11 protein-coding genes are annotated in these 15,671 nt (G+C 67.2%); 3 read left to right on the forward strand and 8 right to left on the reverse strand.

Annotated elements, in window-relative coordinates; genetic code table 11:
* Positions 1-6: 6 nt before the first annotated feature.
* Positions 7-732 carry a response regulator gene (locus GH664_RS07410; RefSeq protein ID WP_153167417.1) on the forward strand — a complete coding sequence of 242 codons (726 nt, stop codon included), beginning with the start codon at positions 7-9 and terminating at the stop codon, positions 730-732.
* On the opposite strand, the gene GH664_RS07415 is transcribed toward GH664_RS07410, so the two are convergent.
* Entirely contained in the window at positions 713-3,709 is a 2,997-nt protein-coding gene (locus GH664_RS07415; protein ID WP_153167418.1) for an ATP-binding protein, read from the reverse strand. The two genes, GH664_RS07410 and GH664_RS07415, sit on opposite strands and share 20 nt — an antisense overlap.
* A 268-nt stretch (positions 3,710-3,977) precedes the next feature.
* Between GH664_RS07415 and torT the strand changes: the two genes are divergently transcribed.
* Entirely contained in the window at positions 3,978-5,054 is a 1,077-nt protein-coding gene (gene torT, locus GH664_RS07420; RefSeq protein ID WP_228111421.1) for a TMAO reductase system periplasmic protein TorT, read from the forward strand.
* A 54-nt stretch (positions 5,055-5,108) separates the two neighbouring features.
* Here the strand turns inward: torT and GH664_RS07425 are convergent, their stop codons facing one another.
* Positions 5,109-7,763, reverse strand: coding sequence for a molybdopterin-dependent oxidoreductase (locus GH664_RS07425; protein ID WP_228111422.1), 2,655 nt, complete (start codon positions 7,761-7,763; stop codon positions 5,109-5,111).
* Positions 7,764-8,101: 338 nt separating this feature from the next.
* On the opposite strand from GH664_RS07425, the gene GH664_RS07430 reads away from it, so the two are divergent.
* The gene (locus GH664_RS07430; RefSeq protein ID WP_153167421.1) at positions 8,102-9,217 is read left to right on the forward strand and encodes a porin; all 1,116 of its coding nucleotides are present in this window, start codon (positions 8,102-8,104) and stop codon (positions 9,215-9,217) included.
* A gap of 180 nt (positions 9,218-9,397) precedes the next feature.
* Here the strand turns inward: GH664_RS07430 and GH664_RS07435 are convergent, their stop codons facing one another.
* The 6 genes from GH664_RS07435 to GH664_RS07460 all read right to left on the reverse strand — a co-directional run bounded on the left by GH664_RS07435 (position 9,398) and on the right by GH664_RS07460 (position 15,558).
* Positions 9,398-10,132, reverse strand: coding sequence for an ABC transporter ATP-binding protein (locus GH664_RS07435; protein ID WP_153167422.1), 735 nt, complete (start codon positions 10,130-10,132; stop codon positions 9,398-9,400).
* A complete protein-coding gene (locus tag GH664_RS07440) occupies positions 10,122-10,895 on the reverse strand; it encodes an ABC transporter ATP-binding protein (RefSeq protein WP_153167423.1) in 774 nt (257 codons plus the stop codon). Before GH664_RS07440 ends, GH664_RS07435 begins: the two co-directional genes overlap by 11 nt.
* On the reverse strand, positions 10,892-12,001 hold the full coding sequence (locus GH664_RS07445) for an ABC transporter ATP-binding protein (RefSeq protein WP_153167424.1): 1,110 nt from the start codon (positions 11,999-12,001) through the stop codon (positions 10,892-10,894). Before GH664_RS07445 ends, GH664_RS07440 begins: the two co-directional genes overlap by 4 nt.
* A 15-nt stretch (positions 12,002-12,016) precedes the next feature.
* Positions 12,017-12,949, reverse strand: a complete 933-nt coding sequence (locus GH664_RS07450) for a branched-chain amino acid ABC transporter permease (RefSeq protein WP_153167581.1) — start codon at positions 12,947-12,949, stop codon at positions 12,017-12,019.
* 140 nt (positions 12,950-13,089) lie between these two features.
* Positions 13,090-14,202 (reverse strand): branched-chain amino acid ABC transporter substrate-binding protein, encoded by a 1,113-nt coding sequence (locus GH664_RS07455; RefSeq protein ID WP_153167425.1) that lies wholly within the window; start codon positions 14,200-14,202, stop codon positions 13,090-13,092.
* Positions 14,203-14,439: 237 nt separating this feature from the next.
* A complete protein-coding gene (locus tag GH664_RS07460; RefSeq protein ID WP_153167426.1) occupies positions 14,440-15,558 on the reverse strand; it encodes a branched-chain amino acid ABC transporter substrate-binding protein in 1,119 nt (372 codons plus the stop codon).
* Positions 15,559-15,671: the final 113 nt, after the last annotated feature.

The following is a 15,671-nucleotide window of genomic DNA, read 5'->3' on the forward strand; positions in this document are numbered from 1 at the left end:
TCTGCCGTGGTCGAGAACCGTCCCTTCAGCCTCCTCGTGGTCGACGACGACCCCGTGACCTGCGCCCGGCTCAAATCCTATTTTGCCGGCGAGGGTTACGCGGTGGCGGTCGTCAGCAATGGCGACGACATGTGGCGGACACTCCGCGCCGGGCCGATCGACGTCGTGCTGCTCGACGTCGGCCTGCCGGGCAAGGACGGGCTCGAACTCGCGCGCGAACTGCGCGCACACGACGCGCATCTGGGCATCATCCTGGTCTCCGGGCGCAGTGACGACATCGACAAGATCGTCGGCCTCGAGTCGGGTGCCGATGACTACGTCACCAAGCCCTTCAATTCGCGCGAGCTTCTTGCCCGGGTGAAGATCGTGCTGCGCGGGGTACGCGACCGGCCGGCGCGGCAGGAACGCACCGAATGCCGCTTCGGGGCCTGGGTGCTGGACATTTCGCATCGCCGCCTGAGCGGTCCGCAGGGGCGCCGGGAAAGCCTCACCCGCGGCGAGTTCGACCTGCTGTCCATGCTGCTGCGCCATCCCGGCGTCGTCCTCGGGCGCGAGCGCCTGATGCAGGTCGTCAGCCATCGGTCCTGGGATCCCAACGACCGCACCATCGACGTGCTCGTCTCGCGCCTGCGCGACAAGCTCGAGGACGATCCGAAGAATCCCGAGCTGATCCTCACCGTGCGCGGTGAAGGTTATCTGTTCGCCGGCGAGATCAACCCAGAGCGGGCTTAGGCAACTCCTCGCCGGCGGCGTCCGGGGCGAGCAGCGCGTCGAGTGCCTGCCCGCTCTGCTTGCATGCCTGCGCAAGGGCCTCGAGGGCGGCATCGAGAGCCGCGTGCGCGGCGACGGAGTTGCCTTCGGCTGCCGCTTCGGAAGCCCGCTGTTCGAGTGCACGCGATTGTGCCATCACGCGCAGGAAGCCGAGGTTCCCGGCGGCGCTGCGCAGGCGGTGGGCGCGCTTGCCCAGCGCTGCCCAGTCCTGTTGCGCGCCGAGGCTCCGCATGTCGGCCAGCGCTTCCTCGTTGTCGGCGCGGAACAGGGCGAGCAGCTCGCGCAGCGTGTCGTCGCCCAATGTCTCGCGCTCGCCTGCGAGATAGTCCTCGTCGAGCAGCGGTGGCAGCGCGGCCGCCGGCGCCGCGGTGGCCCCTGGCTGGCTGGCTGCGGGCGTTGCGGCGGGCGGTGGCGCGGAGCGCACGGACGCCAGCGCCCGCCCCAGGTTGTCGCGGTCGAAAGGCTTGGCCAGGAAGCCGTTGATGACAGCGGGCGGAAAGAGCGCCGCAGCAGCGGGCGAGGCATGCGCCGACATGGCGATGATGGGCAGGCCGTGCCAGCGTTCATCGGGCAGCGCGCGGATCTCGCTGGCCACTTCCGGCCCCGAGCGGCCCGGCAGGCTCACGTCCAGCAGCACCGCGTCGACCTGAACATCTGGGCGCTGCAGCAGCGCCAGCGCAGTCTCGCCATCGGGCGCCGCCAGCGCGGTGTGGCCGAGCGCCTCGAGGTAGCGCAGGCACACCAGGCGGTTGATGTCGTCGTCTTCGACCACCAGCACCGACAGCGCCTCGCCCGCCTGTCGTGCCTCAGGGGTGCCCGCCGTCGCCTCCGCGACCGCGGCCACGATGCGGAACGGCAGCTCGAACCACACCTCGGTGCCTTCGCCGGGCGTGCTGGAGAGCCCGATGCGGCCCTGCATCAGCTCGACCAGGCGACGGCAGATGGCGAGGCCCAGCCCGGTGCCGCCGTGGCGCCGGTGCGCGGTGTCCTCGACCTGCACGAAAGGCTTGAACACGGCCTGCTGCTGCGCTTCCGGGATGCCGATGCCGGTGTCGCGGACGGTGAAGCGCAGGCGCACCGTCCCGTCTTCCCCGTCGCTCACGCGACGCACCGCGACGCTCACTTCCCCTTCGTCGGTGAACTTGATCGCGTTGCCGATGGTGTTGAGGAGGATCTGGTTGAGCTTGCGGCGGTCGCCTTCAACGTGGTGCGGAACATCGGTGGCGATGTCGCGCACCAGCGCGATGCCCTTGCTGCGCGCGGACACCGACTGCAGCACCAGCATGTCGTCGATGGCGGCATCGAGCATGAAGGCTTCGGACTCGAGGTGGAGCTTGCCGGCCTCGAGGCGCGAGAAGCCGAGGATATCCTCCAGGATCTCCAGCAGCGTGGTGCTGGCGTAGGAGATCATGTGCAGGTATTCCTGCTGGCGGCTGTCGAGCGGGGTGTCCTGCAGCAGTTGCACGACGCCTCGCACGCCGCTCAAGGGGGTGCGCAGCTCGTGGCTCAGGGTGGCGAGGAATTCGTCCTTGGCGCGGCTGGCTTCCTCGGCCCGCTGTCGTGCGCGCGCGTGCTCCGCCGCCTCGTGCTCGAGCAGGGCGTTGCTTTGCTGCAGTTCGCTGGTGCGTGCCGCGACCTGCTGCTCCAGCTCCTGCTGGTGGCGCAGCAGGGCCTGCTCCAGGCGCTGCCGCGCGCGCGCATTGTCGGCGAACTGCTCGAGCGCCTCGACGAGCGGGGCCAGCGGGTCGCCGCGGCCGGCGCGGCGGATCTCGATGTCGAGCTTGCCGCTGTTGAGCGCGCGCACCGCGGCTTCGAGATCCTTCAGGCGGTCGAGCACGTCGAAGCGGAAGATCACCCACAAGGTGCCCATCAGCGAGCAGAACAGCAGCGTCGCCACGGCGAAGAAGCCGGCCGTGCCGCGGTCCACCGCCCGGTTGGCGAGCTCGCCGGCCTGCCCGATGGCGAGGTTGTTGGCGGCGACGAGGGTGTCGCCGGCGTCGCCGAGCTGGCGCGCGAGCTTGTTGCCTTCGTCGCGCAAGGCCAGGCGCTCCTCGCCCAGCCCGAGTTGGCGCACGTGAAGGTCGAACAGCCCGCCAGCCGCAAGGCCGTCGGTCAGCAGGCGGTGATGGGCCAGGCCTTCCTCGCGGCGGCCCGGGTCGATGATGTCCTGCAGGCGGCGGCGCAACACCTCGAGGTTGGCAGCGAAGTCGGCCCGCAGCGCCTGCGCCTCTTCGATGCTGTTCTCGAGCCCGAGCCGCTCGAGCTGCGTCTTGAGGGCGAAGCACACCGACTGCAGTTCGGACATCCGTTCGGCGCGATCGACGTCGACCTCGATCAGACGGTCGAGCAATTCGAGCACCCGCTGCCGTGCGGAAGCCTGCTCGAGCAGCGGGTAGAGGCTGGAAACGGTCGCCGTGGTGGCGGTGGATGCGTTCGCCGCGAGCGAGTCGGCCAGCCGCATCAGCGCGGCCACCGCGCGCTCCTGGCCGGCGAGGGAAGATCTTTCCTGCTCGCGGATCTGCAGCCATTGGCCTGCGTCGTGCGCCTGTCGCTCGAGGTTGCGCTCGATGCCGTCCATCGTCGCTTCCAGCGTCGACTTCAGGCCGGGGTCGATGCGGCGGGAGTCCAGGCGCGGCAGCAAGGCGCGCAGCTCCGCCAGTTGCTCCTTGCCCGAGCGCAACAGGCGGTCCAGCTCTTCGCTTGAATCGGCGCGGCCGAGCTGGGCGACCAGCGCCGCGGTGCGGGTATTGAGCCGCGCGATCGCCTGTACCGTGGCGACTGCGGGGACCGCATCCTCGACGATGTCGCGCTGGGTGGACACGACCTCGCGGAAGCTCAGCCACCCCATCGTCGCGACAGCGAAGGTCAGCAGCGCCGACGCGCCCAGGGTGAGCAGGATCTTGCCGATGAGGCCGAGCCGTGCGTCGAACTGCTTCATCCAGTTGGCCATTGCGGGCAGGACCCTCGGCGCGGGGCACGAATGCAGGGGGAGAAGGCGTGGCGCCGGAGGGCGCCGCCGGCATCCGGCCGTCAGCGTTGTCCGCGCCCGGTGCTTGGCCTAGCATTCTGCCGTTGCGTCATTGCGCGGGCAACGCTGGCGGGGCCGGCGATGCGCCGCGTTTTCCTCCGCCCCGTCGCAGCGTTTCGTTCGTGACGCCATTCGTCCACTTCATGCCACAGGTCCGATGCCAACACGATCCCGCTTCGTGCCTCGTCTGTTGACCGCTGCCGCTGCGCTGGCGGCGATATGCGCAGGCACCGGCGCGGCACGCGCCGCAGATCCCCCGGCGCTCGCCATCCGCGATGCGGCTCCGGTCGGCGCGCCGCGCATCGTGCGCCACTCGCCGACGCGACCCGCGACACGCCGATGGACCCTGTGTGCCGTCTTCCCGCACATCAAGGATGCCTACTGGCTGGGCGTCAACTTCGGCATGATCGAGGAGGCGCGCCGCCTGGGCGTGGAGATCCGCTTCCGCGAAGCGGCGGGCTATCCCAATCTCGACATCCAGGCCGAGCAGGTTCGCGCCTGCGCGGCGAGTCCGGAGGTCGATGCACTGATCGTCGGCGCGGTGTCGCGTGACGGCCTGTCGCCCCTGCTGGAGGACATCGCCCGGCGCATGCCGGTGCTCGCCACGGTGAACGCGATCGACGATCGCGGCATCGCGGCGCGCGTCGGGGTGAACTGGTACGAGATGGGCCGCGCCGCCGGCGACTACCTCGTCGCCCACCTGCCGCCCTCGCGCGAGCCGGTGCCGGTGGCCTGGTTTCCCGGCCCGCGCAGCGTCAGTGCAGTGGTGGACGAGGGTTTTCGCGATGCCATCGCCGGCAGCCGCGTCCGTGTCGCGACGACGGCCTGGGGCGATACCGGCAAGAGCATCCAGCGCAACCTGGTGCAGGCCGCGCTCGACGCCCATCCCGAGGTGCGCTACCTCGTCGGCAACGGCCTGATGGCCGAGGCTGCGGTCAGCGTGCTGCGCGAGCGCGAGCTGCAGCAGCGCGTGTCGATCCTGTCCACCTACCTGACGCCGGCAGTGCTGCGTGGCATCGCGCGCGGCCGGATCCTTGCCGCGCCGACGGATTTCCCGGTGCTGCAGGGACGGCTGTCGGTGGGGCAGGCGGTCGACCTGCTGGAAAAACGCCCGTTTCCGCGCGACTTCGGTCCCGTCATCCGCATCGTCGATCCCGCCTCGCTGAAGCACATCGCCGTCGACGAGTCGATCCCGCCCAGCGGCTTCGTGCCGACCTTCCTCTACAAGCCGCAGTTGCCGCCCGCAAAGCAATGACGGATCCGGCCGCTCAGGCCGGATCCGTCTCACGCGTGGAGCTGCAGACCCCGCTTACATCGCCGCGGCGTCCTTCGCGTTCTTCTCGAGGAACTCCAGCACCAGCTTGCGCTGCGCGTCGTCCAGGCCGGCGCGCGGGAACATGCTCTGGGTGATGCCATGCCACTGGTTCTTGGTGAAGTCGCCCGGTTCGCGTGGCACGTGGCATAGCGTGCAGCGCTCGTAGAACAGCTTCTCACCCGGCGTCATGCTGGCCATGGTCGAGCCCTTGATCGTCGCCGCGCGTTCCATCAGCTTCATGCCGGCGATGTCGAGCCCCAGCTTGCCGGCCTGCTCGATCGCAGGCGGCTCGTAGGCGAGGTTCTCGGACTCGGCATCGGTGCATTTGCGCAGGTTGGCGATGCAGGTGTTTGCGCTCGTCGCCTGGCTGAGGCCGCTGGAGGCCACGCTGGTGGTGATGATGTTGATCGCCCCGCTGTTGCAGCGGCCGCGCGAGTCGAGCTGGATCCAGTTGCCTTCCTCCAGGCTGACCACCCCCTTCATGATCTGGTCGGTGACTTCCGCGCCGGCGATGAGCGCGCCACGCTCGTTGTAGAGCTCCACCAGGTCGCCGTTGCGGATGCCCTTCGCCTTGGCATCCTCGACGCTGATGCGCACATGCTGGCGGCCCTTCACGTTCTGCTCGAAGCGCACGTCGGCCTGCGCCATCTGCGAATGCACGCGGTTGTACGGGTGCGGGCTGACCACATGGACCTGACCCGGCCTGGCGTTGCCGAGGAATTCGGCCGGCTCGAGGTATTTCGGGATCGGCGGGCAGTCCGGGATCTTGAAGCTGTCGATCTCGGAGCAGTACAGCTCGATCTTGCCCGACTTGGTGTGCAACGGATGCTTCGCCGGGTCGGTGTAGAAGTCGCCGTGGCGCACCCAGCGGCGCATCTTGTCGGGCACGTCGATCCTGACCATGCCCTTCTCCCAGAACTCGGCGAACGGCACTTTCGGGTTGGTGGCGTTGTACGACTTTTCCAGGATCTGCATCACCGTCAGGCCTTCGGTGAACTGGTAGCCCACGCCCATCAGCTCGCCCAGGCGGCGGAAGATCTCGAAGTCGTCCAGGCTCTCGCCATACGGCTCGATGACCTTGCGCATCGCGTAGATCTTGTCGTTGCTGTAGGTGCCGCCGGTGCTCATGTCGTCACGTTCGAGCGCCGAAGTGGCCGGCAGGACGATGTCGGCGAAGCGGGAAGAGGCGCACCACCACGGATCCTGGCAGATCACCGTGTCCACGTTCTCGTTCATCGCGCGCAGCAACTCGTTGGTGTTCTGCTGGTGCGACATGAAGTTGTTGCCGGCGTTGTAGATCAGCTTGACCCTGGGGTAGGTGTGGGTCGCGCCGTCGCGGGTGTATTGCTTGCCGGGGTTCATCAGCATCTCGCTGATGCGCGACGCCGGGCAGCGGGTCTTCACCGGGTTGCGGCCCTGTGACAGACCCACCGGCATCACCGCGCCCGACTGCGGCATGCCGCCGCCGCCGTAGTGCCACGAAAAGCCCACGCCTTCGCCCGGCTTGCCGATCTTGCCCAGCATCGCGGCGAAGTTGATGATCGCCCAGTGCGTCATCTCGCCGTGGTGGGCGCGCTGCAGCGCCCATGCGCCAGCGAACTGGGTGCGCTTGCTGGCGAACAGCTCGGCCAGCTCGACGATCTTCTTCGCCGGGATGCCGGTGATCTTCGCCGCCCATTCGGGCGTCTTCGGCGGCGTGCCGTCGGCATCCTTGCCGAGCAGGTAGGGCAGGAACTTGTCGAAGCCGACGGTGTATTTGTCCAGATAGGCCTTGTCGTACCTGCCCGTCGTATACACGTGATAGGACATCGCGAGGAACAGCGCGGTGTCGGTGTTGGGGACGATCTTCACCCACTCCGAGCCCAGCGCGACGTCGGTCGGCGTGTATTGCGGGTTGATCGAGACGAACTTGACGCCGCGCTCCTTGATCAACTGCCAGCGCGGGAACATCTGGTGGTCGGCCACCGTGTATTCGATGCGGTTGTTCTTGAACGGGTCGCAGCCGATCCACACCATCACCTCGGTGTGGTCGGCCATCACTTCCCAGGCGGTCTGCGGCGAATACACTTCCATGTCGCCGATGATGTGCGGCAGGCTCACCTGCGAGGCGCCGCCGGAATAGTCGCCGGTGGTGACCGAATGGCCGCCGATGAGGCCGAACAGGCGGCCCTGCAGCACCTGCGGGCGCAGCAGGCCGGCGTGCGACCAGCCGCCGTAGGAACTGCTGAACAGCGCCTCGTTGCCGTATTTCTCGGCGGTGGTGAGGATCGCGTTGGCGGTGAGCGCCAGCGCCTCGTCCCAGCTCACGCGCACGAAGGGCTCCTTGCCGCGCAGGTGGCGCTTGGTGTCGCCGCCCGGATTGGCGAGATAGGACTTGCGCACCATCGGGTACTTGACGCGGGTCTTGTGATAGACGCGGCTGATGAGGCCCTTGGTCAGCATCGTCGTCGGCATCGCGTCGACGTCGGTCAGTGGCTGGATGCCGACCAGCACGCCTTTCTTCACCACCGCCTTGAACGGGCCCCAGTGGCTGGCGCTGGGAATGAGCACCGTATCGGCACCGAAGACTTCGCTGGCGCTGAACCAGGTCAGGCCATTGGCCGCAATCGCAGAAGCGACCGACGCCTTCAGGAAATTTCTTCTCGTCATGTTCATGATGTGGCTCTCCGCAGCAATCCGGTTCGTAACAAGTTCTTGACCTGATGCCATGCTAGGGGCCGACGATGAACAGACTGATCGGGTTTGTTCGATTCCTTGCGCCGTTCGTTAATGGCGATTCACATGGTTGCCGCTGCAGGCCGTCAAAAACGCTGCGGTCGAAATGCAAGTCATTGAATATGAATGGGAAGTGGCGGGAGCTCGGGTACGGAATGAATGCAGCCCGGTTTACCTTTCTGTGCCCGCCGTTCATCACGGCTGCGCATCATCCTTTCACGCATCGGGCGTTGCCCGGACCGAGTCTTACGACCCAAGTGAAAGGAGCTGTCATGCACAAGAAACTGATTGCCCTGGCCATCGCCGGCCTGGTTGCCGCGCCCGCGCTGGCGCAATCGAACGTCACCCTCTACGGCCTGGTGGACATGGGCTACAAATGGACCGGCGACAAAATCGACAACCGAGTGTCGAACCGCTCCGCCATCGACTCGGGCATGGCGGCAGGCAGCCGCCTGGGCTTCAAGGGCACCGAGGATCTGGGCAATGGCCTGAAGGCGGGCTTCGTGCTCGAGCAGGGCATTGCCGCCGATACCGGCGAGTCCGGGCAGGGGCGACGCAGTTTCGGCCGCCAGGCCTTCGTCAGCCTGTCGGGCAGCTTCGGTACCGTCGGCCTCGGCCGCCAGTATCCGGCCGGCTACAACCTCACCGCCACGGTGGATCCCTTCGGCAGCGGTACGGCCGGGCAGTACAACAGCGTGTACCTGACCGAGTACCGCTGGGACAACGCGGTGACCTATGTGTCGCCGAGCTGGGCCGGGCTCTCGGTGTCGGCGGCGTTCACCATGAACGCCAACTATGCGAATGAATCGGCCGGCAACCGTGGCGCCGGCGATAGCGGCGACATCCGCGCCTGGTCCGTCGTGCCGCAGTACGTGAATGGCCCGCTGCTGATCGGCCTCAACCTGCAGGAGATGCGCGCCAGGTCGACCGGTGCCTTCGACGGCGAGAAGATCCGCGTGTATGACCTCGCCGGCACCTATGACTTCGGCGTGGCCAAGCTCGCCGCGTCGTACGGCCTGCGCAAGGCGAGCGCTGCCGACTTCAGCCCCGACACCGCCGCCGTTGATGGCAAGGACACCAGGCAGTGGTTCGTCGGCGTGACCGTGCCGGTCAGCGTCGCCGGCACCGTGCGTGCCTCCTACGTCCACCGCAAGACCGAAGTCGCCGTCAGCGGCGCCGACGCCAAGGTCAGCCAGTGGGCGCTCGGCTACGAGCATGCGCTGTCGAAGCGCACCAGCCTGTACGCGGTGTATGCGGACATCAACAACAATTGCACGGCCAGGGACAGCGGCCTGTTCTCCTCCATCGGCGATGCCATGAGCAACGGCACCGCCGGCGGCGACGGCTACCAGCGGGGTGCGAACTTGGGTGTGCTGCACCGCTTCTGATGTTGCGCCAGGGGGCGACGGTCACCATGAGCCACGCCCCTTCGCCGTCATCGGCGGAGCGACGGCAAAACCCCTGGATTCACCCGGCGCTGGCGCGTGGGAGCGGGCTCGACCGCGATCCGCTGCATGAGGGCGCGCGGTCCGCCCCGCTCCGGCGCGCTGGGGGGGCGGTGGCGGATCTCAGGCCGCCTCGCCCAGGTAGGCGGCGCGCACCTTCGGGTCGGCCAGCAGCGCCTCGCCGGTGCCGGTGAGCGTGATCTTGCCCGACTCCATCACGTAGCCGCGCTGCGCGAACTCCAGCGCCAGGTTGGCGTTCTGCTCCACGAGCAGGATGGTCACGCCTTCCTTGGCCACCGTCTGCACCACCTCGAAGATCTTCTCCACCACCAGCGGCGCGAGGCCCATCGACGGCTCGTCGAGCAGCAACAGTTTCGGCCGCGACAGCAACGCGCGCCCGATCGCCACCATCTGCTGCTCGCCGCCCGACAGCGTGCCGGCGACCTGGGGCAGGCGCTCCTTGACGCGCGGCAGCATGGTGTAGACGCGCTCCAGGTCGGACTCGATGGCGTCCTTGTCGTTGCGCGTGTAGGCGCCCATGCGCAGGTTCTCTTCCACCGTCAGGCGGGTGAAGATGCCGCGCCCTTCGGGGACCAGCGCGATGCCGCGGCGCAGGCGCTTGTGCGCGGGCACGGTGTTGATCTTGTCTCCGGCGTAGTGAATCTCGCCGCCGGCGACCGGCAGCACGCCGCCGATGGCGTTCAGCGTGGTGGTCTTGCCGGCGCCGTTGGCGCCGATCAGGCAGACGAGCTCGCCGGAATACATCTCGAGGCTGATGCCCTTAACGGCCTGGATGCCGCCATAGGCGATCTGCAGGTTCTGCAACTGCAGCAGCGGTGATACCGGATTAGTGTGCATGCTTGCCTCCGCCCAGGTAGGCGGCGATCACCGCTTCGTTCTTCTGCACCACCGCCGGCACGTCCTCGGCGATCTTCTTGCCGAAGTCGAGCACCGCGACGCGGTCGCAAAGGCCCATCACCAGCTTCACGTCGTGCTCGATCAGCATCACGGTGATGCCGTCGCGGCGGATCTGCTCGATCAGCGCCTTGAGCTGCGCGGTCTCGGTGGCGTTCATGCCGGCCGCGGGCTCGTCCAGCGCCAGCAGTTGCGGTTCGGTGGCCAGGGCGCGGGCGATCTCCAGCCGGCGCTGGTCGCCGTAGGACAGGTTCTTCGACACGACCTCGGCGAAGCGCTCGATGCCGACGTACTTGAGCAGCTCGTAGGCGCGCTCGGTGGTCAGTCGCTCTTCCTCGCGGGTGAAACGGTTCTGCGTGAGCACGCCCCACACGCCCGCCTTGGTGCGGATGTGGTGCCCCGCCATGACGTTCTCGAGCGCGGTCAGCTCGCGGAACAGGCGGATGTTCTGGAAGGTACGGGCGATGCCGCGCCCCACCACCTTGTGCGGCTTGCCGGTGGGCAGCTCGCTGCCGTTGAAGACGAATTCGCCGCCATCGGGCGTGTAGGCGCCGGTGAGCACGTTGAAGAAGGTGGTCTTTCCGGCGCCGTTGGGGCCGATCAGGCCATAGACCTCGCCCTTGCGGATGGTCAGCGAGACGTCGGACAGCGCCTGCAGGCCGCCGAAGCGTTTGCCGATGTTGCGGGCTTCGAGCAGCGTGATCACTTCGCGGCCTCCTGCTTCAGCTTGTTGCTCAGGTGGTGGTCGTGGGAATAGCGCGCGCGCGCCGGGATCAGGCCGGCCGGCCGCAGCAGCATCATCAGGATCATGGCCAGCGACAGCAGCAGCATGCGCAGCACTTCCGGGTCGAGCAGCACATGGCCGAACAACGTCTGCTGCAGGGGCACCGCCACGTCACGCAGGATCTCGGGCAGCAGCGCCAGCACGAATGCACCCACCAGCGCACCGGCGATGTTGCCCATGCCGCCGAACACCACCATCGTCAGCACCGCGATGGATTCCATCAGGCTGAAGCTCTCCGGGCTGACGAAGCCCTGGAAGGCGCCGAACAGGCAGCCCGACAGCCCACCGAACGTAGCGCCCAGCGAAAACGCCAGCAGCTTCATGTTGCGCGTGTTGATGCCGATCGCCTTGGCGGCGAGCTCGTCGTCACGCATCGCCGCCCAGGCGCGGCCGACGCGCGAGATCTGCAGGCGGTGGACGAAGACGATGGAGCCGGCCACTGCTAGCAGGAAGAAGTAGTAGTAGAGGAACAAGGAGTTGATGCTGAAGTTCTCGCCGATCTGCAGGTTGCGCGACAGGTCCCAGCCGAACAGGTTGATCGGGTCGATCATGTTGATGCCCTGCGGCCCGTTGGTGATGTTGACGGGGTAGTTCAGGTTCAGCATGAAGATGCGCACGATCTCGCCGAAGCCGAGCGTGACGATGGCGAGGTAGTCGCCGCGCAATCGCAGCACCGGGAAGCCCAGCATGATCCCCGCCATCGCGGCGAAGCCCGCGCCCAGCGGCAGGATCGTCCAGAACGGCAGATGCACGTCGAAATGCGGCGAAGCGAGGAAGGCGAAGGTGTACGCGCCCACCGCATAGAACGCGATGTAGCCCAGGTCGAGCAGGCCGGCGAAGCCCACCACCAGGTTCAGGCCCATCGCCAGCAGCATGTAGAGCAGCGCGAAGTCGAGGATGCGCACCCAGCTCTTGCCGAACTGCCAGGCAACGAGCGGAGCGGTGATGGCCAGGATGATGATCAGCCAGCGTGCGGCCAGCGGGTTGCGTTTGCCCAGCCACGGGACGGCGGCAGCGAGTTCGTTCATGGTGTCGTCGCTCCCTTATGCCCGATCCGACACGCGTTCGCCCAGCAGGCCGGTGGGGCGGAAGATCAGCACCAGACCGAGGATGAGGAAGGCGAAGATGTCCTGATACGAGGAGTTCAGGAAGCCGAAGGTGAGGTTTTCGATATAGCCCGCGCCGAAGGATTCGACCACGCCGAGCACGAGCCCGCCCAGCATGGCGCCGCCGAGGTTGCCGATGCCGCCCAGCACCGCCGCGGTGAAGGCCTTCAGGCCGGGCATGAAGCCCATGCCGTAGTGGGCGATGCCGTAGTTGCTGGCGAACATCACGCCCGCCACCGCGGCGAGCCCCGCGCCGATGACGAAGGTGAAGGCGATCACCGCATTGGTGTCCACGCCCATCAGGCTGGCGACGCGGTGGTTCTCGGCGGTGGCGCGCATCGCGCGGCCGATCTTGGTGCGGTTGACGAGCAGCAGCAGGCCGATCATCAGCGCGGCCGAGCCGAAGATGATGGTGATCTGGACCGGAGTGATGAACACGCCCTCGATCGGCTGCAGCGGCGTCGTCGAAATCAGTTGCGGATAGGTGTGGTAGTTGCGGCCCCAGATGATCATCGCGATCGTCTGCAGCAGGAAGGAGACGCCGATCGCGGTGATCAGCGGCGCCAGCCGCGGCGCGTTGCGCAAGCGCCGGTAGGCCAGCCGCTCCATCGTGAAACCGAGCAGCATGCACACGACGATCGCCACCAGCAGCGCGATGCTCAGCATCACCAGCGGCGACATGCCGGGCGCCATGCCCATGAGGAAGGTCATGGTCTGCAGGGCGACCAGCGCGCCGACCATCAGCACGTCGCCATGTGCGAAGTTGATCAGGCCGAGGATGCCGTAGACCATCGTGTAGCCGAGTGCGATCAGCGCGTAGACGCTGCCGATCACCAGGCCGTTGATGAGTTGCTGGATGAGGGTTTCCATGATGCCTCTGCCGAGTCTGACGAGCCGCCAGTCGGGCGCGGCCGTCGGGTCCATGAGCCGGGCCGGCATGACGCCCACGACCGAGCGTGGCGTCATGCCGGCCCTTGCCTTCGCACCGGGTCAGGTGCGAAGGGGGCGGGTTACATCGGAACCCAGTTGCCGTCCTTGAAGCTGTAGATCGTCACCGCGCCTTCCTTGATGTCGCCCTTGTCGTCGAAGGCGACGTTGCCGGTCACGCCGTTGAAGTTGATCTTCTTCAGCTCGGGCAGGTACTTGGACGGTTCGGGCGAGCCGGCCTTCTCCATCGCCTTCACGATCGCGGTCGCGGCGTCGTAGGCATACGGCGCATACAACTGCACTTCGCCGCCGAAGCGCTTCTTGTACTGCTCGCGGAACGCGGCGCCGCCGGGCATCTTGTCGAGCGGCAGGCCCGCCATCGAGCAGTAGGTGGAGGCGCTCATCGCCTCGCCGGCGAGCTTGATCATCTCGGGGCTGCAGCCGCCGTCGCCGGTCAGGAACTTGGCGTTGATGCCGAGCTGCTTCATCTGGCGCAGCATCGGGCCGGCCTGCGCGTCCATGCCGCCGAAGAAGATCACGTCCGGGGCGGTGGCGCGGATCTTGGTCAGGATGGCGTTGAAGTCGGTGGCCTTGTCGGTGGTGAATTCGCGCGCCACCACCTGGGCACCCGATGCCTTCACCGCCTTCTCGGTCTCGTCGGCGAGGCCCTGGCCGTAGGCGGTGCGGTCGTCGATGATGGCGACCTTCTTCGCGCCCAGCGACTTCACCGCGAACTTGCCCAGCGCGCCGCCCTGCTGCACGTCGTTGGCGATGGTGCGGAACACGCCCTTGAAGTTCTGCTGCGTCAGCTTCGGGTTGGTGGAGGCGGGCGAGATCTGCGGAATGCCGCCCTGGTCGTAGATGCGCGAGGCGGGGATGGAGGTGCCGGAGTTCAGATGGCCGATGACGCCCTTCACGCCGGCATCGACCAGGCGCTGTGCCACGGTGGTTCCGGTGCGCGGGTCGGCCTGGTCGTCTTCGCCGATCAGCTCGAACTTGACCTTCTTGCCGCCGATGGTCACGCCCTGCGCGTTCAGCGCCTCGACCGCCATCCGGGTGCCGTTCTCGAGGTCCTTGCCGAGGTGGGCGATGGTGCCGGTCAGCGGCGCGGCGCTGCCCAGCTTGACAACTTCCTGAGCCTGGGCGGCGCCCAGGCCGATGCTCATGATTGCGAATGCGACGACGGTTTTCTTCATGCTATCTCCTCCCAGATGGGGTGGTGGCGTGGGGTTGAAGCCGAAACGCGCCCGTATTGTGCCCAAAAAAGCGGATCTGGAGCGCTGTACGCACGAGCATTGCACGTTGCGACGGGTGTTGCGATGCACAAATCATGCCACGCCGACTGCGTCCGCCTCGCCGTGGGGCCGGTGCCCCAGGCGGGTGCGTCTCAGCCCAGGTCTCCCCCCATTGCGGGGCAGCGACCGCGACCGTGGTCAGTTGAAGGGCTCCCACTTGCCATTGACGAAGTGGTACATCGTCACGCCGCCTTCCTTGATGTCGCCCTTGGCATCGAAGGCGATGTTGCCGGTCACGCCACGGAACGAAACCTTCTGCAGCGCCGGCAGGTACTTCGCCGGTTCGGTCGAGTCGGCGAGCTTCATCGCTTCGTAAAGCGCAGTGGTGGCGTCGTAGCTATAGGGCGCGTACAGCAGCACGTCGCTCTTGAAGCGGGCCTTGAAGCGGGCGAGGAAGTCCGAGCCCCCCGGCATCTTCGTCGCCGGAATGCCGGCCTGGGTGCACAGCACCTTGTCGTCGATGGCGCCGCTGGCGAGCTTGATCATCTCGGAGGTGCAGCTCCCGTCGCCGCCGAGGTAGGTGGCGTTCATGCCGAGCTGGCGCATCTGGCGCAGCAGCGGCGCGCCCTGCGAGTCCATGCCGCCGTAGAACACTGCGTCCGGCGCCTTCGACTTGATCTTGGTGAGGATGGCGGTGAAGTCGGTGGCCTTGTCGGTGGTGAATTCGCGCCCGACGAGTTCGCCGCCCGCCTTCTTCAGGCTCTCGGCGAAGGCGTCGGCCAGGCCCTGGCCGTAGGCGGTGCGGTCGTCGATGATCGCGACCTTCTTCAGCTTGAGCGTGCCCAGCGCGTACTTCGCCATCGCCTCGCCCTGCTGCATGTCGTTGGCGATGACGCGGTAGGTGACCTTGAAGCCCTGCTGGGTCAGCTTCGGGCTGGTCGCCGACTCGGTGATCACCGGCACGCCGGCCTGTTCGTAGATGCGCGAGGCCGGGATCGCCGCGCCGGACGTGACGTGGCCGACCACGCCCTTGACGCCGAGGTCGGTCAGGCGCTGCGCCACGGTGGTTGCGGTGCGGGGGTCGGCCTGATCGTCCTCGCTCACGAGTTCGAACTTGACTGCCTGGCCGCCGATCTTGGGATTCTTGGCGTTGATTTCCTCGACGGCGAGGCGTGCGCCGTTTTCGCCGTCCTTGCCGAAGTGCGCGGCCGGGCCGGTCAGCGGGCCGGCGTGACCGATCTTGACCACCGTCTGGGCATGCGCTGCCGTCAGACCCACGCCGGCGAGGGCGAGGGCAACCAGGGTTTTCTTGAGCATGTGAAACCTCCGAAATGTCGCAAACGATCACCGCGCGGGCATTGCAAATCGCCCGGTGTTCGCCGATTCTAGCCCAGGCGCCGATGGCCGGGATTTGAGCTTTCGCAGGAATG

The sequence above is a fragment of the Thauera sp. 2A1 genome, assembly GCF_009469595.2.
Taxonomy (GTDB): Bacteria; Pseudomonadota; Gammaproteobacteria; order Burkholderiales; family Rhodocyclaceae; genus Thauera.

Coding starts and splice junctions, on each gene's coding strand:
- GH664_RS07415 (WP_153167418.1), bottom strand. CDS start 3,709: ATGAAGCAGTTCGACGCACGGCTCGGCCTCATCGGCAAGATCCTGCTC.
- GH664_RS07425 (WP_228111422.1), bottom strand. CDS start 7,763: ATGACGAGAAGAAATTTCCTGAAGGCGTCGGTCGCTTCTGCGATTGCG.
- GH664_RS07430 (WP_153167421.1), top strand. CDS start 8,102: ATGCACAAGAAACTGATTGCCCTGGCCATCGCCGGCCTGGTTGCCGCG.
- GH664_RS07435 (WP_153167422.1), bottom strand. CDS start 10,132: ATGCACACTAATCCGGTATCACCGCTGCTGCAGTTGCAGAACCTGCAG.
- GH664_RS07445 (WP_153167424.1), bottom strand. CDS start 12,001: ATGAACGAACTCGCTGCCGCCGTCCCGTGGCTGGGCAAACGCAACCCG.
- GH664_RS07450 (WP_153167581.1), bottom strand. CDS start 12,949: ATGGAAACCCTCATCCAGCAACTCATCAACGGCCTGGTGATCGGCAGC.
- GH664_RS07455 (WP_153167425.1), bottom strand. CDS start 14,202: ATGAAGAAAACCGTCGTCGCATTCGCAATCATGAGCATCGGCCTGGGC.
- GH664_RS07460 (WP_153167426.1), bottom strand. CDS start 15,558: ATGCTCAAGAAAACCCTGGTTGCCCTCGCCCTCGCCGGCGTGGGTCTG.